The 26,961-nt window shown below is 58.6% G+C and carries 25 protein-coding genes and 1 tRNA gene; 15 read left to right on the top strand and 11 right to left on the bottom strand.

All coding sequences use genetic code 11. The features are described 5' to 3' along the window. Window positions 1-4 precede the first annotated feature (4 nt). The 6 genes from RQ935_RS02545 (at window position 5) to rplA (ending at window position 5,942) form a co-directional block, all read left to right on the top strand. Window positions 5-1,174, top strand: a complete 1,170-nt coding sequence (locus tag RQ935_RS02545; RefSeq protein WP_311497080.1) for a UDP-N-acetylmuramate dehydrogenase — start codon at window positions 5-7, stop codon at window positions 1,172-1,174. A 318-nt stretch (window positions 1,175-1,492) separates the two neighbouring features. After that, a tRNA-Tyr gene (locus RQ935_RS02540) sits at window positions 1,493-1,577 on the top strand. A 48-nt stretch (window positions 1,578-1,625) separates the two neighbouring features. After that, window positions 1,626-3,263, top strand: coding sequence for an MFS transporter (locus RQ935_RS02535; RefSeq protein WP_311497079.1), 1,638 nt, complete (start codon window positions 1,626-1,628; stop codon window positions 3,261-3,263). 9 nt (window positions 3,264-3,272) lie between these two features. Then, window positions 3,273-4,544 (top strand): MFS transporter, encoded by a 1,272-nt coding sequence (locus RQ935_RS02530; RefSeq protein ID WP_311497078.1) that lies wholly within the window; start codon window positions 3,273-3,275, stop codon window positions 4,542-4,544. A 220-nt stretch (window positions 4,545-4,764) separates the two neighbouring features. Beyond that, window positions 4,765-5,190 (top strand): 50S ribosomal protein L11, encoded by a 426-nt coding sequence (gene rplK / locus RQ935_RS02525; RefSeq protein WP_297724999.1) that lies wholly within the window; start codon window positions 4,765-4,767, stop codon window positions 5,188-5,190. A gap of 62 nt (window positions 5,191-5,252) precedes the next feature. Beyond that, complete coding sequence (rplA, locus tag RQ935_RS02520; RefSeq protein ID WP_311497077.1) at window positions 5,253-5,942, top strand: 50S ribosomal protein L1; 690 nt, start codon at window positions 5,253-5,255, stop codon at window positions 5,940-5,942. A gap of 761 nt (window positions 5,943-6,703) precedes the next feature. On the opposite strand, the gene RQ935_RS02515 is transcribed toward rplA, so the two are convergent. The 5 genes from RQ935_RS02515 to RQ935_RS02495 all read right to left on the bottom strand — a co-directional run bounded on the left by RQ935_RS02515 (window position 6,704) and on the right by RQ935_RS02495 (window position 12,701). Next, window positions 6,704-7,546: a 4Fe-4S dicluster domain-containing protein gene (locus RQ935_RS02515; protein WP_311497076.1), complete on the bottom strand. Its 843-nt coding sequence runs from the start codon at window positions 7,544-7,546 to the stop codon at window positions 6,704-6,706. After that, window positions 7,543-8,442 (bottom strand): molecular chaperone TorD family protein, encoded by a 900-nt coding sequence (locus RQ935_RS02510; protein ID WP_311497075.1) that lies wholly within the window; start codon window positions 8,440-8,442, stop codon window positions 7,543-7,545. The genes RQ935_RS02515 and RQ935_RS02510 overlap by 4 nt, the downstream gene beginning before the upstream one ends. A gap of 76 nt (window positions 8,443-8,518) precedes the next feature. Next, entirely contained in the window at window positions 8,519-9,505 is a 987-nt protein-coding gene (locus tag RQ935_RS02505; RefSeq protein WP_311497074.1) for a DmsC/YnfH family molybdoenzyme membrane anchor subunit, read from the bottom strand. A 2-nt stretch (window positions 9,506-9,507) separates the two neighbouring features. Continuing rightward, the gene (locus tag RQ935_RS02500) at window positions 9,508-10,146 is read right to left on the bottom strand and encodes a DMSO/selenate family reductase complex B subunit (protein ID WP_297722725.1); all 639 of its coding nucleotides are present in this window, start codon (window positions 10,144-10,146) and stop codon (window positions 9,508-9,510) included. 11 nt (window positions 10,147-10,157) lie between these two features. Continuing rightward, window positions 10,158-12,701 carry a DMSO/selenate family reductase complex A subunit gene (locus tag RQ935_RS02495; protein ID WP_311497073.1) on the bottom strand — a complete coding sequence of 848 codons (2,544 nt, stop codon included), beginning with the start codon at window positions 12,699-12,701 and terminating at the stop codon, window positions 10,158-10,160. A gap of 160 nt (window positions 12,702-12,861) precedes the next feature. On the opposite strand from RQ935_RS02495, the gene RQ935_RS02490 reads away from it, so the two are divergent. The 3 genes from RQ935_RS02490 (at window position 12,862) to rplL (ending at window position 14,845) form a co-directional block, all read left to right on the top strand. Continuing rightward, window positions 12,862-13,542 carry a TetR/AcrR family transcriptional regulator gene (locus RQ935_RS02490; RefSeq protein ID WP_311497072.1) on the top strand — a complete coding sequence of 227 codons (681 nt, stop codon included), beginning with the start codon at window positions 12,862-12,864 and terminating at the stop codon, window positions 13,540-13,542. Between the two features lie 286 nt (window positions 13,543-13,828). Continuing rightward, entirely contained in the window at window positions 13,829-14,350 is a 522-nt protein-coding gene (gene rplJ, locus RQ935_RS02485; RefSeq protein WP_282921048.1) for a 50S ribosomal protein L10, read from the top strand. Between the two features lie 105 nt (window positions 14,351-14,455). Beyond that, window positions 14,456-14,845, top strand: a complete 390-nt coding sequence (gene rplL, locus RQ935_RS02480; protein ID WP_308534990.1) for a 50S ribosomal protein L7/L12 — start codon at window positions 14,456-14,458, stop codon at window positions 14,843-14,845. Window positions 14,846-14,999: 154 nt separating this feature from the next. Here rplL and RQ935_RS02475 read toward each other — a convergent pair whose 3' ends face one another. Then, entirely contained in the window at window positions 15,000-15,623 is a 624-nt protein-coding gene (locus tag RQ935_RS02475; protein ID WP_311497071.1) for a hypothetical protein, read from the bottom strand. A 259-nt stretch (window positions 15,624-15,882) separates the two neighbouring features. Between RQ935_RS02475 and RQ935_RS02470 the strand changes: the two genes are divergently transcribed. Continuing rightward, window positions 15,883-16,332 (top strand): hypothetical protein, encoded by a 450-nt coding sequence (locus RQ935_RS02470; protein WP_311497070.1) that lies wholly within the window; start codon window positions 15,883-15,885, stop codon window positions 16,330-16,332. Between the two features lie 315 nt (window positions 16,333-16,647). Here the strand turns inward: RQ935_RS02470 and brnQ are convergent, their stop codons facing one another. The 4 genes from brnQ to RQ935_RS02450 form a co-directional block, all read right to left on the bottom strand. Next, entirely contained in the window at window positions 16,648-18,096 is a 1,449-nt protein-coding gene (gene brnQ / locus RQ935_RS02465; protein ID WP_311497069.1) for a branched-chain amino acid transport system II carrier protein, read from the bottom strand. 383 nt (window positions 18,097-18,479) lie between these two features. Beyond that, window positions 18,480-19,664: a site-specific DNA-methyltransferase gene (locus tag RQ935_RS02460; protein ID WP_311497068.1), complete on the bottom strand. Its 1,185-nt coding sequence runs from the start codon at window positions 19,662-19,664 to the stop codon at window positions 18,480-18,482. Window positions 19,665-19,726: 62 nt separating this feature from the next. Then, window positions 19,727-21,046 carry a HAMP domain-containing sensor histidine kinase gene (locus RQ935_RS02455; protein ID WP_311497067.1) on the bottom strand — a complete coding sequence of 440 codons (1,320 nt, stop codon included), beginning with the start codon at window positions 21,044-21,046 and terminating at the stop codon, window positions 19,727-19,729. Window positions 21,047-21,049: 3 nt separating this feature from the next. Continuing rightward, complete coding sequence (locus RQ935_RS02450; RefSeq protein WP_297590446.1) at window positions 21,050-21,727, bottom strand: response regulator transcription factor; 678 nt, start codon at window positions 21,725-21,727, stop codon at window positions 21,050-21,052. Between the two features lie 429 nt (window positions 21,728-22,156). Between RQ935_RS02450 and RQ935_RS02445 the strand changes: the two genes are divergently transcribed. From RQ935_RS02445 to RQ935_RS02425, 5 genes are all read left to right on the top strand, one after another. Continuing rightward, window positions 22,157-23,014: an alpha/beta hydrolase gene (locus tag RQ935_RS02445; protein ID WP_311497066.1), complete on the top strand. Its 858-nt coding sequence runs from the start codon at window positions 22,157-22,159 to the stop codon at window positions 23,012-23,014. A 9-nt stretch (window positions 23,015-23,023) separates the two neighbouring features. Further along, on the top strand, window positions 23,024-23,698 hold the full coding sequence (locus RQ935_RS02440) for a Maf family protein (protein WP_311497065.1): 675 nt from the start codon (window positions 23,024-23,026) through the stop codon (window positions 23,696-23,698). Window positions 23,699-23,814: 116 nt separating this feature from the next. Beyond that, the gene (locus RQ935_RS02435; protein WP_311497064.1) at window positions 23,815-24,177 is read left to right on the top strand and encodes a GntR family transcriptional regulator; all 363 of its coding nucleotides are present in this window, start codon (window positions 23,815-23,817) and stop codon (window positions 24,175-24,177) included. After that, complete coding sequence (locus RQ935_RS02430) at window positions 24,170-24,904, top strand: ABC transporter ATP-binding protein (protein WP_311497063.1); 735 nt, start codon at window positions 24,170-24,172, stop codon at window positions 24,902-24,904. The genes RQ935_RS02435 and RQ935_RS02430 overlap by 8 nt, the downstream gene beginning before the upstream one ends. Then, window positions 24,894-25,733: an ABC transporter permease gene (locus tag RQ935_RS02425; protein ID WP_311497062.1), complete on the top strand. Its 840-nt coding sequence runs from the start codon at window positions 24,894-24,896 to the stop codon at window positions 25,731-25,733. The genes RQ935_RS02430 and RQ935_RS02425 overlap by 11 nt, the downstream gene beginning before the upstream one ends. 73 nt (window positions 25,734-25,806) lie before the next feature. Here the strand turns inward: RQ935_RS02425 and RQ935_RS02420 are convergent, their stop codons facing one another. Further along, a complete protein-coding gene (locus RQ935_RS02420) occupies window positions 25,807-26,961 on the bottom strand; it encodes a 5-(carboxyamino)imidazole ribonucleotide synthase (protein WP_311497061.1) in 1,155 nt (384 codons plus the stop codon).

Below are 26,961 nucleotides of genomic sequence, written 5' to 3'. Positions count from 1 at the left end.
ATCAGTGCGATTGGCCGATTTGTGTACTTTGCGCGTGGGGGGTGAAGCGCGCCGATTTTTGGTGGGGAAGCGGCGAGACGAGCTGATTCAGGCCATTGCTCAGGCTGATGCGGCCGGGGAGCCGCTGCTGTTCCTGGGTGGAGGGTCGAACCTGGTACCTGTGGACGGCGAGTTTCCCGGATTGGTGATCCGCGATGGCCGCGAGGACACGCGGGTGTTGACCCTGCAGGAGTTTGGGGAATTGCGCGCTGGCGAGGCGGTCATGGCGAAAGCTCAGCAGCTCGCCGCCGCCACGCCCTCGTGCGTATTTCTCAGCGTGTCCGGGGGGCTCGCTTGGGATCGGCTGGTGGAGTTTTGCGTGACGCAAGGGTTTTCCGGGCTGGAGGCGCTGAGTGGAATCCCCGGTGTGGTCGGGGCAGCACCCGTGCAAAATATCGGGGCTTACGGCGGGGAGGTCGCGGACTGCCTGCTGGGAGTCACGGCATGGGACCGCCAGGAGTGCCAGCTGGTGTATTTGAGCGCGGCCGAGCTCCGGTTTGGCTACCGGGATTCCCTGCTAAAACAGTCTCGACTGCAGGTTGAGGCAGATTCGGGGCGGTCGCGGTTTGCGCCGGCACGCCCCGGGACATACCCCGCCACCGGGCGGTGGATTGTGCTGGAAGTCGATTTTGCGCTGCAGCGCGGTGGGGGCACCCCGGTCAGGTACGCCCAGTTGGCCAGGGCGCTCGGAGTACCGATGGACACGGTCGTACCGGCGGCCCAGATTCGTGCGGCAGTGCTGGAGCTGCGGCGTTCCAAAGGCATGGTTTTGGACCCAACCGACCATGACACCTGGTCAGTAGGGTCGTTCTTTACCAATCCGATACTGCCGGTCGAGGCGGCCGCGGCTTTGGAGTTGCCAAAGGACGCTCCCCGCTGGGAGACGGCGCTGCCGGGCCGTGCCGGAGAGGTGGGCGTGAAACTATCTGCCGCCTGGCTCATCGAGCACTCCGGTATCACGAAAGGATTTGCCCTGCCGAACGCGGGCGCGGGAGTCTCGACAAAACACGTCCTGGCGTTGACGAATCGCGGTAACGCTACGGCCGCGGACATTACGGCTCTGGCCAGCCATATTATCGCCGCGGTGCAGGGGGCTTATGGAATTACCCTGGTGCCCGAGCCGGTTATTTTGTAGTGCATCGCGAGTCGCCCAGATTCGCATCGTCCGGCATGAGTGACCGATTTCGTCGCACTCGGACAGAATCTCTACGGCGTAAAAATACGCTCAATAGCAGTTTTAGAATCGCTGGGGTGGGTGGTGCTGCGGAATTCAACTTGAAATCGGTCGTTCGTGCAATCGCCTCGATAATCAACGAACCCGCCCCAGCGCTCGTGAGAATCCGGGGACACCCGCCAGGGCTGTAAATAATATTCCACAAAGCTCCGCTCTAAAAACCGACGTTTGCGAAAATAGCGGCGCATCTGGTAGTCTAGTTGGGCGCTTTCGGCGTATGGCGGGTTTCCCGAGTGGCCAAAGGGGACTGACTGTAAATCAGCTGCGCAATGCTTCAGGGGTTCGAATCCCTTACCCGCCACCACTACTTTATTATGGGTTATTTTTACGGCACAGAAATCTCAGGCGGCACATGGCAAAGAATACCGAAGTTCCCGGCGAAAACGACGAGCTTTCCGACGAAAACAACAGCTCGCAGGACGAGACCAACGATGGCGACCCGCGGATTATCACTGTCCCCGGTTCCTCCAAGAAATATCGCACTTCGCTGATACTGGTCGTGGTCCTGATGGGACTGGCCTTGACGTTGCTGCAAGTCTCCACCGTGAACGTCGCCCTCGCGGTATTGCCCGACTCTATCGGAGCCAGTGCCCAAGAGGTGCAATGGGTCATTTCCGGGTATGCCCTGGCTATTGGGCTGTCGATGGTGCCGATGGGGCGCATTGGCGACTTGTTTGGCCGCTCGCTCCTGTTCGTCCTAGGGCTAGCGCTGTTTTCCGTGTCTTCGTTCCTGTGCGCTATCTCAACTTCCGGGTCCATGCTGGTTTGGATGCGAATCCTGCAAGGTTTCGCGGCCGGTATCTATAGTCCTCAGACCGCGGGAATTATTCAGCAGTATTTTTCCGGTCAGGCTCGTGCACTGGCCTACGCCCTGATGGGTTTAGTCGTGTCCGTCACCGTGGCTTTGGGCCCGATGTTGGCGGGCGTCTTGATTGCGATTTTTGGACGGGAACAAGGCTGGCGGCTGGCGTTTTCCCTGAACCTGCCGTTGGGTCTGATTGGGGTCGTCTGTGCGTTGCTGTGGCTGCCGTTCAAACGGGAACGAATTTTTGCGCGCCGTGCCCGCATCGAAGCCTTGGAAGCCGACATTGCCCGGGCCACCAAGGCTGGAAAGAAAGCCCCGAAGCGCTCCCGGGTTGACCTTGACCCGCTGGGGATGATCCTGCTCGGGGCAGCCGTTATCGGCATGATGTTGCCTTTTGTAACCACCGGGTCGCTGTGGCGTTTTGCCCTGATTCCCGTGTCTCTCACGGTGCTGGGCTTCTGGGTCTGGTGGGAGCGGGCTTACGAGGCACGAGGACGCTACCCGATGGTGAGCTTGCGGCTGTTCAAAATCCCCTCCTACAGCTTTGCCAGCGCGATTGGCGCCATCCAGTTCCTGGGGGTGCCTTCCGTCTACGCCATCAACGCCATGTTCTTGCAAAACGGTTTCGGTCAAACCGCGCTCATTGCGGGTCTCAGCGGGATGCCCGGAGCGATTCTGTCCGGGTTGACTTCCATCGCCGTGGCGCGCCAGACCATCAAGCACGGCCGGGCTATCCAGGCCTGGTCGCTGGTGATAATGCTGGTGGGGGTGGTGTTGACCGCGGTGATGGCGGTGATGTTTGCCCGCGGCGGTTCCGTGTGGCTCATCAGTATCGGGCTGGCGGTGCTGGGTTTCGGCTCGGGTTCGATGGGGTCAGCAAACCAAACTCAAACGATGCTGGAGGTTTCTCCCTCCCGAGGCGGTATCGCCGGAGGCATTCAGCAAACCGGCCAGCGCATCTTTACCGCCATTGGTTCGGCCATCCTCACCGGCGTGTTCTTCGCAGCGACTGCTGGTCTGGAAGCCACCGCGCCGGGAGCAGACCTGGCCTTAGCGAACGCCTGGAGCCACGGCTACGTGCTGTCCTTCGCGGGTTCCGCCGGATTCCTGGCAATAGCGCTGGTGGTGGCCATTATCTTTGTTTTCTTTCCCCGTCAACCACGCTCGGTTGCCGCGAGAAAATGAAGGAGTGACGTGAACGCAGTAAATCCTCAGAATCCCGCGAACGTGGGGCCGGAAATCTGGCACAACCAAAAGCGGATGTTCCCGCCGATGGCGATTGGGCTGTCGATGGCGGGTTTCTATGTCACCGCCGCCGGTTCCCTCATCGCCACCCTGTCGCGCGACCTCGGCGCGAAACCCGAGGCTTTCACTTGGCTGGGTGCCGCCTACGGCTTTGGAATGCTGGTGTCGGGGTTGCTGGCGCCGTGGGTGATGCGCAACGGCCCGGTCTGGTCGCTGCGGCTTGCCCCGCTGTTGGTTCTGCTGGGAACAGCGATGGTGGAGTGGAGTCCCTCGATTGTGGTCAGCTTGGTGGGGGTGACCTTGGCCTGCTTGGGTGGCAGTACGGTTTCGGCTGCGGTAGCCGGGACTTTCGTCGGTACCGAGGGGACAAAGTACCTGTCACTAACCGTCGGGATTTCCTCCTCGGTGTCGATTGCTACGACGGTAGTTTTTGCCCTGGTAGAGCGCGTGTTTCCCGGTTTTGGGCGGATGGCGTTGTGGTTTGTTTTGCTGATGGCCGTGCCGACCTTGGTGTGGGGATGGAGGCTCCCGGCCGTGCCATTCCGTAAGGTTTTGCAAAAGGGTTTGAGCGTGCCAACTCAGTCGTCTTCCGCAACGGGTGCTGCTGGCAGTGACGCGCCGACCCCCGCTGCTGCGGAGGTGCCCCCTGGCAACCACAGCACGTCCAGCGTGAAGCCCTCCAAGTGGCTGTTGATTTCCCAAATCCTGCGGCTCATCCTCACGGCCGGAGTCGAGTTCGCCATGTATGCCTGGGCGGTGACGCGCCTGCGGGAATTGGGGGTTGACTTGGCTCTCGCTTCTGGCTTAGCGACCGCTTTCGCCATCGGCATGGCGGTGGGTCGTCTGGGTGGGGCTGCCTTTGCCCGGCGCTATTGGGCCTGGTGGGTATTTGTGGGGCTAGGATTTTTCGGCACCGCTGCGGTCGCTTTCGTGCCCTCAGTCGGTGTCGCGGTGGTCGGTTTGTTCATCAGCGGTGTCGGGGTCAGCTGTCTGTATCCCATCAGTGCCACCGAGTTTTCCGGCTTGCCGGGGGTGCACAAGGAGTACGCGGCGGCGGTCATCAGTTCCCTTTCGGGGATTGGTGCGATCGTGACGCCGCTGCTGCTGGGGTTGCTGTTGGCGGCTGTAGGCCTGCACTTCGGTTTCTTGGTGCTGCTGGGGTTTTACGTGTTGATGGTATTCCTGCCCCGGCCCTCCGCCGCGCACTTGGGAATCGGCTAAATTGGTGTAAAAGCCGGGGGAGCGTTAGAATATTTCCTTGTGCGTCTTGATGGCGCGCACCTTTTGCTGCCCACAAATGGGTGGCGTTTTGCGGCGGAAACCGCCGTGAGAAAACGACGCAGACCGAGTGGAAACCGTGTCAACACGGCCTTCACAAAGTCAGAGAAGTTTGGGTGGAAACCTGCCAGGTCGACACCCCTATTGAAAAGGACCCGAAAATATGGCTAAGAAAAAAGTCATCGGAGTTATCAAACTCCAGATTCAAGCCGGTGGGGCAAACCCGGCACCGCCGATTGGCCCGGCATTGAGCCAACACGGCGTAAACATTATGGAATTCTGCAAGGACTACAACGCCAAGACCGAGTCGATGCGCGGCTCCGTGGTTCCTGTGGAAATCACCGTTTACGAGGATCACAGCTTCGACTACGTGCTGAAGACCTCGCCGGCCTCCGAGATGATTCGCAAGGCCGCGGGCGTTCCGAAGGGTTCGGGCACCCCGAACACCGTCAAGGTAGCGAATCTGACCTGGGATCAGGTAGAAAAGATCGCTTCGGAAAAAATGCAAGACCTCAACGCTAATGACATCGAGGCCGCGAAGAAGATTATCGCGGGTACCGCTCGGTCCATGGGCATCACGGTCGGTTAATCGTCAAAAACTGTGGAGGGGCTTAGTGTTTGCCCACACCACGACTGCGTAAGGAGCAGAACATGAAACACGCCAAGAAATACAACGAGGCCGCGAAGAAGATTCTTCCCGACACTCTCTATCCCATCGACGACGCCTTCAAGCTGGTCAAGGAAACTTCCAGCGTGAAGTTTGACGCGACCGTAGAGGTTGCGATGCGTCTGAACGTTGACCCCCGCAAGGCTGATCAGATGGTGCGCGGCACCGTTTCTCTGCCTCACGGCACCGGCAAAACCGCTCGGGTCCTGGTTTTTGCCGTAGGTGATAAGGCCGCTGACGCCGAGGCGGCGGGCGCTGACGAGGTCGGTGGGGACGAACTCATCGAGAAGGTCTCCAAAGGCTACACTGACTTTGATGTGGCCGTAGCGACTCCTGACTTGATGGGCAAGGTTGGTCGCTTGGGTAAGGTGCTCGGTCCGCGTGGCCTGATGCCGAACCCCAAGACCGGTACCGTCACCATGGACGTGGCGAAGGCCGTCAAGGACATCAAGGGTGGTCGTATCGAGTTCCGCGTCGACAAGCACGCTAACCTGCAGTTCATCGTCGGTAAGTGCTCGTTCGAGGCCGCCCAGCTGGCCGAAAACTTCCGGGCTGTTCTGGAAGAGATTGAGCGCCTGCGTCCCGCGACCATCAAAGGCCGCTACATCACGAAGGCCGTCACCTCAACGACGATGGGTCCTTCCATTCCGCTGTCCTTAGCGACTAAGGAATAAGCACTTTCTTCATGGTGGGGTCAGGGGCAACCTTGGCCCCACCAGTTTAAGGTCACTTATTTGGAACTATCCATACATGCCTGGTGTATTTGCGAATTTTCGAGCTTTTTGGCGAGTCGCCACAATGTTGTGGCTGGGAAGTAGAGCATCATCAAGCAAGGGGCAGAAACTTCGGCGGCGTAATCCCACAGCAAAAAGGGGTAGCTGCTTGACCAGGAGATTCCAACGAAGAATCCCAAAAAAAAGACCCCTATTAGGATTAAAGTTATACAGCAGGTCCTAAAGATGAGTGGATTTTTATTGAATGTTGTAAATAATTCCTCGAACGAAGTCAGTATGGAAATAAGGCTTAAAATCAGGAGGATGACGGTGAAAATTATAAATGGATTTTCGCGACTGGGGGACAATGTAAAATACAGTACGTAAAAGGTAAAAATTATAAACAACCCTAGGTAATCTGCAATCCGTGTATTCATAATTGACAATCCCTTTAACATTGAATTTTTCGTATTATTGTATGCGGGTGAAAGAAATCCCGCAAAAGTTAGCTACGTGAGAGTTTTCAATTAGAGGCCTCTGTAATTTGGGTTTGCCCGTTTGATGGCCTCTTGCTTCACTCTTGCACCAGCTATGTCTCGCCGCAAGAATCACTTCAATTGAAATATTGCATTTTTTCACCGGGGACAAAATTTGCCCATTTTTCTGGCAGATGCATGGTCAATCTTGACAAATTTAACTTAGCTAATTTCAGAGTATCAGTCCTAATCGTGTGAGGAATGCATGGGCATAGCTGAGCCGAAGGGGTGGTCTTGCCGGAAGGCGCACAAGGGGCAGAGCTCGCCTGTACCGGCGGGGAAACGGTTGTGGCACGAGGGACAGACTTTCGTTTTCACCGCGGTCAGGGTTCGGGTCGCATTATTGTGGATTTCTGCCCAAGTGGGGTGGCCTTGCACCGCTAAGGTGCGGGGCGGGCACAGTTTCAGGCAGGTGCCGTCGGCTTCGCAGCGCGCTAGGTCTTGGGTGAGGGTGAACAGATTGGCGTCCTCGGGGTCAGGCGTGAGGGACAAAGCCTGGTGGGGGCAAGCCGCAACGCATACCCCGCAAACGTTGCAGGCGCTGACCTGCAGTGTCCACGCCGGTGGTGGGTCCGGCGGCGGCTCGCTCACCCCCAATAGGGCAAAAGCCTGCGCGCTGCGTTCTTGCCAATTGGCGCTGAGATCCAGGACACACGTGGTGGATAGCCCTAAGAACGACCGGCGCGACACCCCGAGCTGTGAAACCTCGACCCATTTTCCGGCAAACCCGCCCTGGTGAGGCGTCTCCCACAGTCGCAAGCGGCCGGGAAAAAACTCCTCGCCGAGCTGCAACAGCCGGCCCAAACCCCCGTCCCTGGAACACGGCACGAAAGCAATCTGGCCCACCCCTAGTGCCAGAATCTGGGCGATAGAACCCAACGGTGCCTCGCCCCAGCAAGCATCGTAATGCAGCGCACACGCCCGGCGAGGCACACGTGGTCGGAGGCTGTGGTCGCAGGCCAAGATCAGGGTTTCGGGAACTTCCCCGGCGCTCAAAAAGCGCAGCAGCTCACGCAGGGAATCTTTCATCGGGCGGGGTTTTCCGAAGTGTGGTCGCCGGGGTGTCCGGGTTCGCTAGGTTCGCTATCTCGAGCGGGAGCGGCAGTGTCCGCCGCGTCGCGAGCCGCCCCCGCCACGCCGGGGTCGCCGAACTTACCCACCGCAACTCCCTTGTGACCGGGCGTAATGCCCCGGTAGGGAGCGGCGAATCCCGACACCACGTCCGCGGAGGCGAGCAACTCCCGGGTGGACAGAGCCACGCACCAAGACGCAAAAGCGGCGTAGCTCAGGGCCTCGACCCCCTGCATCCAGGCGGTGTGAGCCTGCGCCTCGGCCTCGCGCAAAGTCGCGGGAACCCAGCGCAGGGGGTGTTCGGCCGTGAAAGCCGTGACGATGTCGCGCACGCGGGTGAAGTCCTCCGTTTGGTCCTGTTCCAGCGCTGCCATCATCTGCTGGCAGCCCTGGGACAGAAAGGCGAACTCCAGCCCCAGGTGGTCATCCGGTTCGGTGTGCAGCCGGGGAGCCTGCAAACCCAGCTGAGAGTAGTACATCCGGACTTGAATCGTCTCGGTATCGAACACCAGCTGCTCCTCGCCAACATGTACGGACTCGAAAGGCGAAACTCGGGCATGGGCCGAAACCCCGTAGAGGAAGTCCTGATCCATGCGAATCGTCTGGTCGTCCTCGTGACTTTCCCAAGAGCGTTGCAGCAGGTCGGTGCCGCGGGTGAGGGCGGCGTGGGCGTCCGTCTGGAGGTCAGCGAGTTCGGGGAGGGGGGAGGGCTCGCACCAGAAAGGCCAGTCGGAGAGTTTCGAGTAGATGTCGCGGCGGGTGTCCGTGGTCGCGTGACCCAGGTGCAGTCGGCCCAAAACCAGAAAAGACGCCGCAAAAGCATCGAGATAAGGGGCGTCGATGTGCTGACTCATGGGTATCTTCCTTCTGTCATAAAGCGTGGCTCCCGGTTATGCGCCGGGAGCCACCGAGTTTTCTCTAGGACCCCAGTTAGGGTGCGATAACGTTTTGCACTGTATTCAAGCCTACATGCCACAAGCCCTCGTAGTGGACGGCTCGGCCCATCAGTTCGCTGAAGAAAGCCAGCAGCAAGGAACCGCACAGCAACACGGTCAGGGTAGTTGTGGGTTGCGTATGCAAACGAATCTGAGTGAAAGCAAACACGCCAGCGCCGATGACCGCGATACCTAACAGAATCAGGCGGCAGGTCAGGAAACCACCCGAGATGACGTCGGCGACCTGCGCCGCCGCCCCGCCCTGCTGATGCAGACCTAACAGGTAAGCCGGGTAGGTAATCATGATGACGATGCCGCTGGCTGCGCCCACGATGGTGAGGATTTGCATGGCGGAGTGCACCAGCGACTTCAGGTCGTCGCTAATCTGGCCTACCGCGAGGTGCGAACGCCATCCCTTTACTTCGGGAGCGGCTTCGGTCGCGGACAGTGCCTTTTTCCACACCAGTAGCAGGCTCAGCGCCACCGCGAGCGGGCCGGTCAACAGAGCCGAAGCAAAGAAGAACACGGGAACCGCGGGGGTGTGCCACGCCGGAATGGTCCTGACGGTGCAGTACACTCCGCTCATCGAGGTCAGCAGGGCCAAGCCGCTCAGGGCGGTGAGGACCGCCAGCACATCGCGGACGGTGCGGCTCAGCCACTTATTCCACTGGCACGCGGCAAAAACGAAACCGAAACCGCCGAACAACACCCCGCTCAACAGTTCGCGGCTGAGCCACGAGGAGCCGACGTGTAGCAGCGTGAACGGGGCGTGGAACGGGTCGTTTAGGTGGAAAAACGCCGCGAAGAAACCGAGAATCAGCAGCGGTCCGACCGCGAACAAGGATGTGTCGGTCACCCGGTCTATGGCTTCACCAGGCAGTTTGCGCAGCCGTCCGAGCAGTTGGACAAATCCCAGAGCCCAAAAAGCCCCGATTGCCATCTGGGCGATGACGGTAAACAGAATCATAGGGAGTTCTTCCATTTTCAGATCTCCTTCGGGTTGGTGATTTCGCCGGTGGGTTGATCCCACGGTTCCGCGTCCCGGTGTGCTTCGATGACCAGGTGCGGTTCCGTCAAGGACGGGTCGGGCAGGGGGGCAATACCGTTGAGGTTGCCGTGTTTCTTACGGAGTTCCTCGATGGGTCCCCATTCCAAAGCGCGCGAGGGACAAGCCGCGACACAGGCCGGATCTTTGCCCTCCGAACGGTAGTCGTAGCACAGGTCGCACTTCGACATATGTCCGGTCTCCGGGTTGAGCTGGGGCGCGCCGTAGGGGCAGGCCCACTGGCAGTAGCGGCAGCCCACACATTTCGATTCGTCCACGTATACGGTGCCGTCCTCGCGGCGGCTCATCGCGGTGGTGGGGCAAACCTCCATGCAGATCGGGTATTCGCAGTGGTTGCAAGAGATGGAGACATAGTAGGCAAACACTTTCGGTTGGAAGGTGTTGCCTTGGACTTTCCAGGTCCCGCCGGAGTATTCCGCGACTTTGCGCCAGTGTACGCCCAGCGGCAGGTCGTGTTTATCGATACAGGCAATCTGGCAGGCTTTGCAGCCGTTGCAGCGGGTCTGGTTGAAATAGAACCCGTACTTGGCGCCAGCTTTCGTGAAGTTTTCAGCCATGATGTGTCCTCCTAAGCCTTCTCAATTTCCACGGTGATGGTGTGTACCGCGTTGCCGTGCGCCAGGGGCGAGGGACGCAGCGAGGACAAAGTGTTGGTGTTTCCACCAATGTCCACCGGAATATCTCGGTTGGCACCGGCCGGGGGTTTCACCTCGGAGGCGTCGACCGGATGGTACCAGGCACCTTGAGGCAGGGAAACGACTCCGGGAGCAATGCGGGGAGTGACTTTTGCTTCAATCCTCACGGTGCCGCGGTCGTTGTAGGCAAACACCAAGTCGCCGTTCTTAATCCCGCGAGCCTTGGCGTCAATCGGGTTAATCCAGATGGTTTGCAGGTGAGCTTCCCGCAGCCAGTCCACGTTTCCATACGTTGAGTGGGTCCGGCCTTTGAAGTGGTGGCCGATACATTGCAGCGGATATCTGCCGGTCATGGCAGCGGCCGGTCCGTCCCAAGTCTCAACATATTCGGGCAGCGGCACCAGCCGGTCACCCTCGGCCTTTTCGCGGAAGTCGTCAAAAGTCCACTTGGTAGCCATCTGTTCGATGCGCTGGGAATAGATTTCAATCTTTCCGCTGGGGGTGGGCAGGGGGTTGGCCTGCGGATCCGTGCGGAAGTCTTCCATCGAGACGACCGGCCCTTCGTAGCGGCGGTAGACCCCCATCTTTTTCCATTCCTCAAAGGTGGGCAGTTCGGGGTCGTCAGCGCGTGCGGTGTCAATCGCCTCTTTCAGCCAGCCCTCGCGGGTCTTGCCTTCGGTGAAGTCATCCTTTATGCCCAGGCGGTCGGCCAGTTCGGTGCAAATCGTGTAAACGTCCTTGCACTGATACAGGGGTTTGATGGCTTGCGAGGAAACAATCCCGTAAGCCATCGGCGCGCCGTTTTCCCCGGCGTGGTAGTCGGATTCCTCGGCGGCGGAAGTGCCGGGCAGGACATAATCGGCGTAACGGCAAGACACCGTCATTTGAATGTCGCAATCGACAATGAGTTCGCACTTGGATTCATCCTGGAGGATTTTCACAGAAGCGGCGTTTTCCCCAGTTTGGTTGACCAGCGAGTTCCCGCCGTATTGCCACACCATCTTAATGGGGACTTCCAACTTCGTGTTGGTTGGGGTGCCGCTCTCATCGACCGGGACTTTAAAGTTACGCACCCCCAGTTCGGGTTTTTCCATCACACCCGAGTTGAACGTGTCCATCTTTTCGCCGTGCTCAATGGCGTCCAGCCACGAGAACACCGAGATAATCTTCATCGACGGGTTCGGTTTCGAGGTGGTCAGGTTCTTGCCGACCCCGAGGGCGGGGGAGGATTCTCGGGCGCCGTTGCCGCCGCCGGGGATGCCCACGTTGCCGGTCACGCAAGCCAGCAGGAAGATAGCGCGGGCTGTGTTTTCTCCGTTGGCGTGGCGTTGCGGGCCCCAGCCCTGGGTAATCGCGCAGGGTTTTGCGGTGGCAATTTCACGAGCCAGCTGGCGGATGGTTTGTTCCGGCACGCCGGTGACTGCGCTGGCCCACTGAGGGGTCTTTTCAATGCCGTCCTTCTTGCCTTCGATATAGGCGCGGTAAGACGCGTTTGCGGGAGCGCCGGGCGGCATGTGGGCTTCGTCGAAGCCCACGCAATAGGTGTCCAGGAAGGCTTGGTCATGCAGGTTTTCCTGGAGCATGACGTGAATCATGCCCGCAACGAGAGCCGCATCCGTCCCCGGACGCAACGCCACCCACTCGTCCGCCAAGTCAACGGCAGTTTCGGAATAGCGCGGGTCGATGATGATGGTGCGCACCCCGGAAGCCTTTTTCGTCTCCAGGGTGGTGAACGTCAGCCCGCCCCCGCTCATGCGAGTTTCCAGCGGGTTGTTACCAAACATGACCTGTAGCTTTGAACGCGCCGCGTCATCGAGCGAGTTTGATCCAAACCAAGTCCCGTAAAAGTATGGGTAGGCGGTGGTGATTTCCGTGGTGGAGTAGTCGGAATAGTGATCCAGGTAGCCACCCCAGCAGTTCATGAGGCGGGCAAAAGCGGTCACATCCGGGGGCCACGAGGTCGAAACAACAGACCCAAGGGTGCCGGTACCGTAGTTGATGTAAAAGGCTTCGTTGCCGTACTTGGACTTGATTTCCTTCATCTTTTGGGCGATTTCGTCCAGGGCTTGCTCCCAGCTGATTTCCACCCATTCGCCGGCGCCGCGTTTCGTGCCGGGTTTGCGCTTCAGCGGCTTCTTTAGCCGGTCGGGATTGTAAATCCGGTGCCGGATGGAGCGACCACGCACGCAAGCGCGCACGGATTGTGAACCGAGTTCGTTCGTACCGGTGTCGTCCGGCAGAACTCGCACCACCCGACCGTTCTTGACCTGCAGCTGCAGCGGGCAGCGCGAACCACAGTTCACGGTACAAGCCGACCACACCAGCTTTGTGTCGTCAGGTGCGGCGGCGTTGGCTGCCAAAGAGCCCGGCAGTGAGCCTTCCACGCTCAGCAAGGTTGCGGTTCCAGCAGCCACACCGGACCATTGTAAAAATGACCGTCGGGAAATTCCCGAGGTCTTTTCGCTCTGTTGTGCCATAAGTGTTCCTTTTCCGCAGTTCAAATGAAGCCACTTTGCTTCGGGATTTATATTACGCCCTATTGCACAGGTGTTCAATAGAATGTTGCGTAATTCTTTATTAATGTTTCAGCTTGTCCGCTGGTTGTGCCACAATAAATTTGTGGCAAGAAATGAGCCTGTGAGTTTTCCGACCGGTGAGGTGGTGATGGATCCGCGCTATGCCCGCGCGCGGGACAGCCTGAATGACGCCATTTTGTGTCTCTGCGCCACCCGGGCTCCGGAAGACGTGTCAGTGTCGGAACTGACGAAAGCAGCGGGCGTGTCTCGGGGCACGTTTTACGCCCACGCCTCCAGTCCCGCCGAACTGTTGGCCAAGTGTCTGCTGACGGAAATCCACGAATTTTTCCCCGCCATCGGTCAGCTGCTCAGCGCCAGCCGAGAAAACTACCTGCTGCGCTGGCGTCAGATTTATATCGAACTGCTGGAACACATCGCCAGTCACGCTGAGGTGTACCGCCATATTTTCCTTGACGTGCCCTCGTCAGGAACACGCGGCTATTTCAGCGACTACTTTCACCAGTATCTGCGCCGCTACGTCCTGGATTACGTGACCTATTCCGGGGAAGACAACGGCGACCTGTGGGTTGCCATGGCTGCCGAACAGCAGGTGCAAAACACTTTCGTAATTATTCGTTCCTGGCTGCAAAACGAAATGAAAACCAGCCCGGAAGTCGCCATCAACACGTTCATGAGCCTGGCGGCGCCCTGGCAGTTCACCAAGTTCGACCAGCCCGGCGCCACTCTGAACCGCCGCCGCCACGCTATCGAACAGCTCCTGGTACGCACGCCTCGCCCCTAGGGTGCCGATGAGCTTTCACGCGTCAAGGGAAGGCGCAGATTTGGCTCCAGGCGGGTGATGTGCTAGTCTATACGAGCCTAAGACCGCCGGTCCGATTGGATAATTCAGCGATAGCTGAGCCTGCGCAGGAAACGATAAGCGAATCACGAACGGTACCCACCGACCTTGTGCAGGGACAAAACCCCTGAGAGGGCGGAAACCGTAACTGTACGCCCCGGATCTTGCGCCCGGGGCTTTTCTATTGCCCAAAACTCCGTGACGCCGGCTAAAAACGGAAGGAGGGCTCATGGCAAGGCCTGATAAAGTCACAGATGTGCAGTCTCTCGCGGCATCCGCGAAGGACTCCGCCGCTGTCATTTTGACCGAATACCGTGGTCTGACCGTAAAGCAGATGAAAGAGCTGCGTACCTCGCTTGGGGTAGGAGTACGTTACTCCGTAGCGAAGAACAAGCTCGCGAAACTGGCTATGAAGGAAGCTGGGCTGGAAGGTCTCGACGAATATCTCGTGGGGCCGACCGCTATCGCTTTCGTCCCGGCCGATGGTGATGTTGTTAGCGTCGCCAAGGCTCTGGATACCTTTGCGAAGGATAACAAAGCGCTGGTTCTAAAGGCTGGCATCATGGACGGGGAAATCCTCGATACTGACGCCGTTAAGAAACTCGCTTCCCTGGAATCCCGCGAAGTTTTGCTGGCGAAGTCCGCTGGATTGCTCAAGGCGCTGCAAACTCGCGCTGCCGGGCTGTTCCAGGCTTCGGCCTCCAAGACGGTTCGCACCATCGACGCCTACCGCGAAAAACTCGCGGCCTAAGGCGCTTTACTTTAGACCTAGATTCAAAGAGAAATGCGCTCGCCCTAGCGAGCAACGCCCGGTGTACAGGAACCACCAGGCGGATAAACCGAAAGGATGCCTAAAATGGCGAAAATGACTGTTGATGAACTGATCGACGTGTTCAAGGATATGACCCTGATTGAGATCTCTGACTTCGTTAAGAAGTTCGAGGAGGTCTTTGACGTGACCGCCGCTGCTCCGGCCGCGGTGGCCGTGGCGGCTGCTCCGGCTGCTGGTGGTGAAGCTGCTGGTGGCGAGGAAAAGACCGAGTTTGACGTAGTGCTTGAGAGCGCTGGCTCCTCCAAGGTGCCGGTTATCAAGGTCGTCAAGGCCCTGACCGGCCTGGGCTTGAAGGAAGCCAAGGACCTGGTTGATGGCGCTCCCAAGGCCATCCTCGAAGGCGCCAAGAAGGAAGACGCTGAGAAGGCCAAGGCTGACCTCGAAGAGGCCGGCGCCGAGGTTACCCTGAAGTAGTCTTCGTTTCATCACTTGGGGTGGGTTGCCTGGGGGCACCCCGCCCCAAGTGTTTTAATATGCAACATTTTTTGGGGGGGCTAAAGGACAGGGCTAGGGCTAAAGGTAATTTTGCGGGCAACCCCAGTTAGTTACTGCTAGCTGGCATGCTGTTCTATGACAGCAGTCGTATAGAGGTCATGGTGACAAGTCTGCCACCCCAGTTGAAAGAGGCTCCGGGCGCGAGTGCGCCTTTAACGCAGCTTTCTCCTATCCAGCAAATATCTGACACCCAGTGATTTCCTGCGTATATTGATGACCTGTATTGCCAGTACGGGCTGGTCGCCACACCTACCCCAGACAGTCCGAAGATCGCGTAAGGTACTTTAGTAGTTAGCAAGCAAGTGTCTCCGGTACGGCACGGATTATGTATCGTAACTGATTGCAATTCTGCCGATGCTGACGTTTCTTTGACAGAAACAGCCATTCCTGTGCTTGGGTCAAATGAAATCGTTATAGGTTGTGAGAAGTCGGAGTTGTGCTTCGCTATCAATGCTTTTTCTGAGTCGCTGAGGTTGGCAAACTCAGGAATACGATAAGGGTCAGCCAGGATTTGTAATTCGGCGTTACTCAGCTGTACACCGCTGCGCGCTTTGTCTTGAAGTTGATGCAGTTCAGAATCTCCGGACAGCGCGGTAGCATTACCGTAGGGGATGAAAGGGCTGAAGGCGAGCAGGCAAGCAGATAACACGCCTGTAAATACGAAAGCTAACCTGTGTTTTATAGCAGATGTGTACATTTTTATCTCCTTCGATAGGGCCACGCTACACCAATATGCTACTATACGGTTTCTCGATGGTCAAGAGTCTGGCGTTCCTTACATATTTTGAGCGCGAGGGCGGTGTGGTGCCTCACATAGTTTGAGCGCGAAAATAGATTGTTGTTAGTGGTATCTGATATTTGAGCAGTTTTGGCATTTTAAAAATTGAGCACTTCTGTCAGATTAGGAGTGAAGCGTACTGGGTTTGTTCCTCCCCATTTTTGAGGGGATTAGGAGCATGTCTAAGAGGTATTTGATAGATTTCAAGAATCGCCCGGTTTGGATGGTGGGTGACCGGCTGGAGGCGGATGGGTCTTGCACCATTTGGCAGGCAATGAGTTGCGCTAAATACAATCTTGATGGTCTAGTCCATCAGGCTGACCGCGAATCGCAGTACGCAAGCAATAAATACAGTGAACGGCTGGCAGTTGCCGGTATCAATTCATCGGCCGAAACTGTTGGTGAATTCCTACGAAACGCGCTAGCCGAAACCGTTGACGGCCTTTACAAAGCCGAGTCAATCTACCCCCGAACCCGAAGATTAGGCAAAGAAGTCGAATGGGTGTCCCTGAACTGGGTGCACTGGTGGGACAATATCCGTCTCCACGAATCCCTGGGCTACGCCATACCCGAGCAGGTCATCGCAAGTTTTAATGAACACCGGTTCAAACAAGTGACCCCCGTATAATAAATGGAACAAAACCTGGGACAGTTCGGATTCGTCATAAGCGGCTGTTGAGCCGGTAATGACGAATCCTTGGTTTTTAAGCTCGTTTAGCCTTGAGTCGACGGCTTGATTCCGTTCATCGCCGCGTAATTACTCAGTCCGATAGCATCCATGCTGACCACTTCCATCAAGAAATCCTCGGGTGGGCAAATTTCACCCACGTTCCCTATCGGTAGCAGCGAGGGGTTTATTAGCTTTTTTCGCTTTATTGGCTTAAATACGTTGGGCACTGCAGATGCAGTGCCCAACGTATTTTTATGTATTCGGTGCCGGAGGTTAGCTCTCAACCGGCAGTTCGTCTGTCTCCGAGTCCCGGTCAGGAATCCCGGTCGGGGTCTGGGAAACCGGCAGCTTGGCCACATCGATGGGGTGCAGCAGGTCAATGGCGATACCCACCGCGACCCCGGCCAAAGCGGGGGTCAGCCAACCCATCTGGACATCCCCCAACGGCAGGACATGCAAAACACCTTGCAGAGCTTGCTGCCAACCGCTGACGTCCTCCCAAGCCGGCAGCTTGAAAGTGGAGATGGCCTCAAAAATCCCGATGATGGTGGCCACCCACGCGGAAAGCCGGTAGGTCCAGAACAGCTGGCGTTTCATGGTGTAATCCAGCAGGGCGATGAGAATCAGGCAGATAGCTGGGGGATAGGTCGCCAAACCAATCGTCACCACGATGGCGAGGATGTTCTCTAAGCCCAGGTTGGCCACCAGCAGGGAAACCACTACGTGAATCCCCAGCATGGCGGATCGATGTACCTTCGGGAACAGGTCGCAGAAGTATTGGGTCGAGGCTCCCATCAGCCCGGTGGCGGTGGTCAGGCAGGCCAGGAACACGATAATCGAGAACAGGCTTTGACCGACCGGACCGAAAATCATTTGCGCCGCCAGGGATAGACCGGCGGCCGGGTTGGCAATTTCTTGGTCAGCCACGCGGGTACCCACGAAAGCCAAGCCGGTGTAAACGATGGCCAGGGACGCTCCGGCAATCCCGGCGGTAAAGGTCGTCGCCCGGAACACGGAACGCTTTTCGTTGTAACCATGAGCGTGTAGCTGGGTAATGATAACGACGCCAAACACCAGGGAGGCCAAGGCATCCATCGTGCCGTAGCCGGTTTTCAGCCCGGCGGTAAAGGGCGATGCCTGGTAAGCCGGATCAGGGTGGAGTGTCTCGACACTGGGCAGTTTAAACATGGCGATGGCAATCATCACCAGCAGCAAAATCAGCAGCGCTGGGGTCAGGTATTGCCCGATGCGATCGAGCATCCGGTCGGGACGGTTGAGCAAAATCAACACGATGGCAAAGAAAATCAACGAGTAAATAAACAGCCCAACATGATTCGCAGGGCTATCTCCGGTCTGGGCCCCGAGGCTGGTCAAAGGCCGCACCGCCATTTCCCAAGACACGGTCGCCACGCGGGGCATCGCGTAAAGCATCCCGCAAAACAGAAAGATAGCCACGGTCAAAACCAGCCCCGGAATGTGTCCGATGCGGTCCGCAATCCGCCCGGCTCCGTAAGCGTCCGTGGAGGCCGCCATCATCCCCGCCACCGGGAACAGCACGCCCGTCAGCAAAACTCCGATAACCGCGGGAATCACGTTGGCCCCGCCGCTGACCCCGACTTGGAAGGGAAATATCAGGTTGCCGGCGCCGAAAAACATGGCGAACAGGGCGAATCCGGAAATCAAAAGGTAGGTGTCGAAGCCTTTGTGGCTGGGCGAATTCATATATATAGCCTTCCTGATGGGTGGCAAATTAGTGGGACTTTCCCGGGTTCCAAGCCTAGCACAAGTCGGATTTACCAGGAATTTCGCGGTTTTTCAACGGTTTTAGGGGAGCCGGGTTGGTGAAGACAGGTCATGGTTGGCGGAGGGCGGTGAAGGTCGGTGAGGGTGGTCGAGGGCGGTGGCACAAGACGGTTGGTGGTGCGATGGCACGAAACGGTCGGTGGCGCGGTGGTGCGAGGCAGCGCATCACCCGGTGGGAGATAGTGATTGCCCAGTCCGGGTACGTTTCGTGGCTGGCGGTGGCACTGTGGTTCGGCAGCCAAGCGCGCTCCAGCCGCTTAGTGAAACAGTGCGCGAGCGGGCCTGCACCCGCGCCAAGCTGGCTAACAGCGCAGTTCGTGGAAGGGAACTTTGGCAGCCCGCAGTCGGGCGGCGGTCAGGTCAGCGATAGTGTGCAGCCCCTGTTCGCCAGCCGGGCCGGATTTCACCGCGCTAAAGGGCTCTTCCAGCTGAATCAGGAAAAAACGCCGCCCGGTGGCGTGCGCCGCCTGCCCGGTGGTGCCCGAGCCGGCAAAAAAATCCAAGACCGTGTCGCCGGGGCTGGTAGCGGCTTCGATGAGGACTTGCAGCAGTCCCGTGGGCTTCGGGGTTTCAAACAGTCCACCGAGCCCCAGACGCTGCAGTTCCCGCTGCCCCGAAATCGTCGAGGGACCCATGACCAGGTCTTTCAGGGCAGTTTCGTGAAAGTTACGGATTTTCGTATAAATCTTTAGGCTGCGATGCGCCCCCCGGCCGTGTACCTGAAATTCCAGGTCAGCGTAATCGCGCTCCACCTTGGCTCGCGACCAGCGCCAAGCGTGATACTTCAGTCCCGGTTTCGCATTCGGGTGGGGGTGGGCGCAGACCCAGCCGGCAACTGTCAGTTCGGGGTCCACAGTCCCGACCTCGCTGGTGCGCACCGCCCCGGTCTGGGGATGATAGTGAATGTCGAACACCATAGACGGGGCGGTGACCTCGTTGAACTTCGAGTTCGTGTTGTACAGCTCGTTCTTGGTGACATAAGCCCCGCACGCATCGTGTTTCACCTGGCGTTGGGGCAGGCGGTACACGGTAGGCATGAGTTTTTGCAAAAGCTCGGTGCGGCCGCGGAGCTGGCCTACCTGGGTGGCATCGCGGGCATAAGTCAAGATGTACTCGTGCGTTCCCGCCGGTCCGGCCCCCAACTGGCGGCCTTTCAGGTTAGAAACCCACACGAAGTTACCAATCAGGTTTGCGGTGCCGAAAATACGGTCCATCTCGAGTTTCAGTTCACACAGCTGGTTAAAGTCAATCGAGATAAAGATGAGACCATCAGCACTGAGCAGTTCACGCGCCGCGGCCAACAGCGGGCTCATCATGGCGAGCCACTCGTCCTTGGCGCGCCGGTCGTGGTAGGCGAAAGTGTTTCCGGTGTTGTAGGGCGGGTCGATGTAAATCATTTTCACTTGTTGCCCGGCCCGGTGCAGTGCCCGCAAACCGGCCGCGGCCTCGGCGCGCAACAGCCAGTTACCTTCCCGAAAATCGTCCACAAAAAAATCCTATCCGGGCAAACGCCCTTCACCGGGGAAAATCGCCGACGAGCCCGGGAAAGTCAGAACCGGCGCTTGGGGTGGGACACGGAAATAATGGCGCCCTGGGGCAAAACCTTGTTCGGATCCAGCGACGCTGGCACGGTGGCGACGTAAGCCTGGAAAGTCGGGGGGCGGCGCACAATGAGTTCCAGTTTCCCGCCGTCGGCTTCGATGAGCTGTTTCGCCAGCGCCAAGCCAATCCCGGTCGAACCGTGCCCCGAGACGCCCTTCTTAAAAATATCCGGGGCGATTTCGTCATCCACCCCCGCGCCCTCGTCGCTGACCTCGAAATACATGCCCTTCTTGTTGCCGCTCATCTTGGCGCGCACCGTGGTCGTACCCGCCCCGTACTTCAATGAATTCTCCAGGAGGGTGGCGATGACTTGACCCAGCGAGCCGGGCGTGGCCAGGGCGGGACGGTCGGTTTCGTTGCGGAACACCAGCGGGCGATTCGCCGCCCGGAACTGGTTTTCCCACTCGTTTTGCTGGTGCACCAGGAATTCGTCGACGTTAATCGCCTGGGTGGTGCCCCCGCCGGCATTCTGGGAGTTGCGTTTTAGGTCCTCGACCACGCCGGTTAGGCGTTCAAGCTGGTCCAGGCACTGTTCGGCTTCTTGCTGTATCTCCGGTTCACTGCTGATCATCTGGATTTCTTCCAGCCGCATAGACAAGGCGGTCAGCGGGGTGCGCAGCTGGTGGGACACGTCCGAAGCGAACTGGCGTTCCGCGGCGATACGCCCCGCCAGGTTTTCGCTGGCTCTAACCAGTTCGTCTTGCACTAGGTCGATTTCCTCAATCCCGGAGGGGGTCACGCGGGGACGCACCCCTCCGGAACCGAGCTGTTCAGCCTGGGCAGACAGATAAATGAGCGGCGCCGAAATCCGGCGAGACGCTCGCAACGCGATAAATGCGCCGACAAAGACTGATGCCGCTACCCCGGAAAGTGTCACCAAAACGAACACCACGGAACGCGAACGGGCGTTGTCTGACGAAGAAATGACCGTCAGGGTGGCTCCCGTGGCGGTCTCGACCCGCGAGATGAGCGGGAAAACTGGGCGAGTCCCGAAGCTCAGGTCGCGCCCGTCCTGAGTGGTGACTTCCACCCTGGTGTCCGCCGAGCGTCCCGGCCACAGCCAGCTGGCCACGGTCACGTCAGTCACATAGTGGCCGGTCAGGGACGTGCGGTCCAGGGCTAATGCGTATTGTTTAGCGGTCGCGTCAACATCGGCGCGGGCTGAATCCCACAGCTGATTGACAGCGAAGGCGGCCAGGGGCACGCCCAGCAGCAGCACGGCAATGATGACCGCGCTGAGGATGGAAATCAGGATTTGCTTGCGCAAGGGTTAGGCAGTTTCAAAACGGAAACCCATGCCGCGCACGGTGGTGATGTAGTGCGGATTGTTCGCGTCGTCGCCGAGCTTGCGGCGCAGCCACGAGACGTGCATATCCAGGGTCTTGGTGGAACCCGACGGGTCCCCGCCCCACACTTCGCGCATAATGGCTTCCCGTTCCACGACGGCGCCGGCTTCGCGCACCAGCACCCGCAGCAGTTCAAATTCTTTCGCGGTCAACTGCAGTTCACGCGTGCCTTGGAAAGCGCGGTGAGCGGAGACCTCAATGCGCACGTCCTGGGCGGTGAGGTCGCTTTCTTCAGTGATTTCCCCGCCGGAACGCCGCAGCAGAGCCCGCACGCGGGCCAGCAGCTCGCCCAGCCGGAAAGGCTTGGTGACGTAATCGTCCGCCCCCGCGTCCAGGCCCACCACCATGTCGACTTCACCGGTACGCGCGGTCAGAATGAGAATCGGAATGGTGAGGCCTTGGGCGCGAATCGTGCGGGCTACGTCCAGGCCGTCCATATCGGGCAGACCCAAGTCCAAAATCACCATGTCGGAGTCATTGACTTGTTTCAGGGCAGAACCGCCCGTAACGTGGGCGCTGACCTCGTAGCCTTCACGCTGTAAGGCGCGGGTCAGCGGTTCGGCAATGGCGGGATCGTCTTCGACTAAAAGGACTCTGGTCATTCTTTGTTCCTCTGCTTTCGTTTCTCTATATCCTGGTTCCGTTCTCTCGAATTTACCGAAACGCTGGACTATCGCAGGTATTCGTGAACTGGGAGATTGGTAAAACCCTAAGTCATCATCGAGTAAAACTTTACCCTCTTTTGACCCGTTGCGCTATTCGACGGAGCATTTAAATTATTCCTTAGTATTCCCAGTCTTTCTGGAGTCTCCGGCGAGTACTTTGTCCGACTTTTCAGGGTGGGAACGCAACCGCAGCTAGAATAGTGCTGGCGAAAGGAAACTGGTGAAGTGCTGATTGGTCTGGAGGGCGTGGCCGCTATCGCCCAGGTGGGAAACGCTTTCTGTGCCCCGAACTGACGCCAGCAATCGCCGCTACGCCCCCCACAAACACCTTGTGACCTGCAAACTATGCGAAGCGAAGGGGACCGAATGTTAGGCATGTCCACAGAAACCCCGACCGGAGTGAACCTCGAGGTGAGGGAAATCCCCGGCGGGGATGGCCAACCTATGGAACTGCGTTGTTTCACCCCGCAACCTGCTGCGCAGTCCTCGGCGGCAAAAGGTCGGGCGGGCGGTGCGCCAATCTTGCTCACCCTCCACGGCGGCGGCTACGTGGCTGGCAGAGCCCGGTTTGATGATGTGCACAATGTTGAGCTGGCTGAGTATTTGGGGGCCATAGTCCTGTCCGCGGATTATCGTTTGGCGCCCGAATTTCCGGCGGATCGGGCGGTGGCGGATTGCCGGGCGGCGCTGCTCTACGCCATCGATTGGGGGCGCGAGTTAGGGCTGGAAGTGTATGTTTTCGGCGATTCCGCAGGGGCGGGCCTGGCGTACTATTCTTTGGCGGATGTGATTGAGCAGCACGACCAGTGTCCGGTGGCGGGCATGATTCTGTTTGAACCCTGCTTGGATCCGCGCTGCGAGAGTGATTCTATGCAAACTCACGCTGCCGGCCCGGTCTGGACGGCCGAGGCTAATCGGGAGGCTTGGGATTTGGCGGCACCGAGCCTGGCCCTGCGTGCGAAACTGACGGAAATCCTGGACAGTCCGGCAGTGGCGGGCAAAATGCCGCGCAGTCTCATCGTGGTGAACCCCATCGATCCGTTGCGCGATGAAGGGCTGCGTCTGGCGCTGCACCTGGCTGATTGCGGGGTGCCGGTGGAGGCGCATATGTATGCCGGGACCTTCCACGGGTCCTTGCGAGTGCCGGGCAGCCAAACCTGGGCCGAGCTGCTAGAACTGCTGGGTCGTTTTCTGGGTTGCCGCGATTCAAACCTGCGCGATTAGGCTAGAGGCATGGAAAAATCGGATTCTGATTTGGGTGCGGCCGCGGTGCGCGTGGTGTTGGCTTCCGCCTCCCCAGCGCGGCGCAAAGTGTTGCAAGGGGCGGGGTTGCGCCCGGTGGTGCGGGTTTCTCACGTGGACGAGGACGCTTTGCTCGCCAAGTTGCGTGCGCGTGCGGCTGGCCCGGCTGAGCAGGTTTTGGCTCTAGCGCAGGCAAAATCGCGGGCGGTAGCGGGGGAGCTCGATACGTCGCTTTCGCCGGGTGCGGATACGTTGGTGGTGGGCTGCGACTCCATGCTGGAGTTTCACGGCGAAGTGCTGGGTAAACCCCACAATCCCGAGGTGGCCCTCGCGCGGGTGCGTGCCCTGTCGGGGGATTGCGGGGTGTTGCACACCGGGCACTGGGTGATGCGTTTGCGCCGCGATGCCGTCGAGCCGGTTGCGCAAGTGGGGCGCACCGAGTCTACCGTGGTGCATTTTGCGGATTTCAGCGAGGCAGAGGCTCGGGCCTACGTGGCCAGCGGAGAACCGCTGGAAGTTGCTGGCTCGTTTACGATTGACGGCCTGGGCGGGGCATTCATCAGCGGTATCGAGGGCGATCCGCATAATGTCATCGGGATTTCCTTGCCCTTGCTGCGAAAACTGGCTGGCGAGCTGGGTATTTTCTGGCCGTCGTTGTGGGCTTGAGCCGAATCCCCCTTCTATTCACCGCAAAATAGTTTCCCCTTGACAGCCGTGTGATGGTGTATTAGTGTTGTAGTACACAAACATGGTACCGCGTTTGTTTCGGTAAGGAGAAGCTGATGGATTTTGATACTGGAACGCCCATTTGGCGTCAGTTACTTGACGACTTCTCACGGCGTATCACCAGCGGAGCGTGGGAGAGGGGTTCCCAGATTCCCTCTGTACGCGATCTATCCGCCGAGTACGGGGTCAATCCCAACACCATGCAAAAGGCGTTGACCGAGCTGGAGCGCACCGGCTTGGTTGCCTCACGCCGGGGCTTGGGACGTTTCGTCACCGAGGATACCCGGGCTGTCCGGGAACTCGGAAAGGATCTGGCGAAAACCTCCGTACGCAACTTCATAACCGACATGAAAACTTTGGGACTGAGCCTCAGCGAAGCCCAAGATCTGTTGAATAGTCAATGGAAAGGACGTGATTGAGATGCAACCCTTAGTGGAAGTGTCCAACCTCACCAAACGCTACCAGGGCATCAAGGTAAACGGAGTGGTGAAACCGGCATTAGACCAGCTCACCCTCAACTTGAGTGCCGGGAAAATCATCGGTTTGCTGGGCGAAAACGGCTCGGGGAAAACCACGCTGCTAAAAATCTTGGCAGGCGTACTGGAACCCACCAGCGGGCAAGTCCGCATCGATGGTCAGCAAATCGGGACGAAAACCAAAGCCATGACCTCTTTCCTGCCCGACGCCGCCTGGCTGCCCGAATCAATCAGCGTCGACGCGGCTATCGGGCGTCACGCGGATTATTTCGCGGACTTTGACGCGAAAAAAGCCACGGAACTGGTGGAGTTTTTGGTGCTAGAACGTAGCCAAACCACCAACCATATGAGCAAGGGAATGCGTGAAAAACTTCAGCTGGCACTGATAATGTCACGCTCCGCCCGGCTCTATCTGTTGGACGAACCGATTTCGGGGGTGGACCCGGCGGCACGCCAAACCCTGCTGGACACCATTGTGAAAGGCTGGAACCCCGAAGCGACTCTGTTCATTTCCACCCACTTGGTCACTGACATTGAGCCGGTGCTGGACGAAGCCGTATTCCTGCACGCGGGCAAGCTGTTCAAACAGGGCGAAGCCGATGAACTGCGGGAAGCCTACGGCATGTCCCTGGATCAAATCTTTAGGAAGGAATACTCCCATGTTTGCTAAGTTATTCAAGTATGAAGCCAAGGAAATGGGCTGGCAGCTGCTGCTCTATCTGGCTGTCGGCTTGGCGGTGGTGTTTGTCTCGGGGATGCTCAGCCTCACTAACCAAAGTTTCCTAGCCACCACGGGCACCACCATCGGCGCCCTAGTGGCAATCATCATTCCTTTCCTCGTGTTTATCATGGGTTCCAAGTACTACTACCAGACCACCTATGGGCAGCGCGGCTACTTTACAAACACCCTGCCGGCCTCGGGTGGAACCGTGCTGGGTGCGAAGTCTCTGTGGCTGTTTATCGCGGTCCTACTCAGTATTTGTTGGAGCTGCTTGGCGCTGGGTTGGGTCATCTTAACCCGGTGGGCGAGGGCGGCAGGCCCCGAGCTGAGTTTCGGCGACAAATTCGCTGCCACCTGGGAGGCTATCGGTAAGCTCCTGCAAAGCACCCCCGCCTACCTCATCATTGCCGCAATCGTGGTCTTACTGCTGGCGACGGCACAATTTGTGCTGTGGGTGGTGTGCTTATCTGCCCTAGCTAACCGATTCAGCTTCACTTACCTGTCCACCAACAAAGCGGTGACCATCAGCGCAATCCTCATCTATGTGGTTTATGAAGCGGTGTTGGCTCTGTTTACTTTCCTGGTGCCGGTGACCTTGCACATCACGACTTCGGCAGGCAGCGCCCAGACAAAGTTACTTTTCGGCGTTATCTTCTCGCAGACCAACGAAGGGGCCGGCGTATTCCTGCCACTGGGAATGCTGAGCATAATCCCTCTGTTGATTGTCGGCTACTGGTTTGCCCATAACTCGCTGTCTCGACACCTGTCGTTGCGTTAGGTGGGTGTTTCATTGTGGCGGCTCGGTATTCCGGGCCGCCACGATATTTAGGGTCACAAGGTCGGGGCGGCGCTTACTTGCCCATTAGCAGGTCGGCGGCCGCGCGGGCGGAAGAAAGCTCCAGGTTGGGGTCTGTGCCGCAGACGTTGACGTGACCGAGCTTGCGCTTGGGGCGGTTGCTTTTGCGATACAGATGAATCTTTGCCTCGGGATATTTTTCCATCACGCTGGTCACGGCCTGAGCCGGGTCGTCCAGCTTGCTGCCCAAGACATTAGCCATCGCAGTATAGGGCGCAGTGCGGGAAGTATCGCCCAACGGCAGGTCCAATACCGCCCGCAAATGCTGCTCGAACTGGGAAGTTACGCACCCGTCTTGGGTCCAGTGTCCAGAGTTGTGTGGGCGCATGGCCAGCTCGTTGATATAGAGGCGATGGTTCCCGGCAGGGGTCACTACCAGGAACATTTCGACCGCATACACCCCGGTAATGTCGAGTTCCACCCCAATCTGACGCGCCAAGTCCTCGGCTTGGTCCCTGATGTCCTCAGGAATCGGCGCCGGCTCCAAAACAGCCGCGCATTGTCCCTGCTCCTGCCAGGTTTGCATGGGGATATAGGTGCGCAGTTCCCCCGAGGGACGCCGCGCCGCCATCACGGCCAGCTCGCTGCTGAACGGGACGCGCTGCTCGACCAGGGACTCGATACCCTCGTCTAAGCCCTCTCGCCAGGTCTTGAACTCGTCCAAACTCGATACCAGACGTACCCCGCGCCCGTCATACCCGCCGTGGCTGATTTTCGCCACCAGCGGCCAGCCGCAGCGCCGCCCCACGTCCTTGACCGCATCCAAGTCCGCCCCATTGGCCCAAGCAGGCATGGGTAGTCCCAGTTCCCCCAAACGTTGGCGCATCGCCAGTTTGTCTTTGGCATAGAGCAATGCGGATTGGGAGGGCCGGGCGGGAACACCGGTCGCGGCGGCGGTGTCGAAAACGGTGTCTGGAATCAACTCGTGTTCAAAAGTCACCACGTCCGCCCCGTCCAGCAGCTCGCGCAACGCTTCGGGGTCGTCAGGAGAGCCCACCACGGTTTCCGGGCACACGAACGCGGCCGGATCCGAGGGGGAGTCAGCTAAAATTCGCAAGCGAAAGCCCAGTTCACCGGCTTCGGTAGCCAGCATTCGGGCCAGTTGACCAGCGCCGATACACGCCACCACGGGCGGATGATAGGTGGTCAA

This window comes from uncultured Mobiluncus sp., from assembly GCF_963511525.1.
Classification (GTDB): Bacteria; Actinomycetota; Actinomycetes; order Actinomycetales; family Actinomycetaceae; genus Mobiluncus.
Note: the sequence above shows the minus strand (reverse complement) of the source record. Positions and strands in the feature narration are given on the sequence as shown.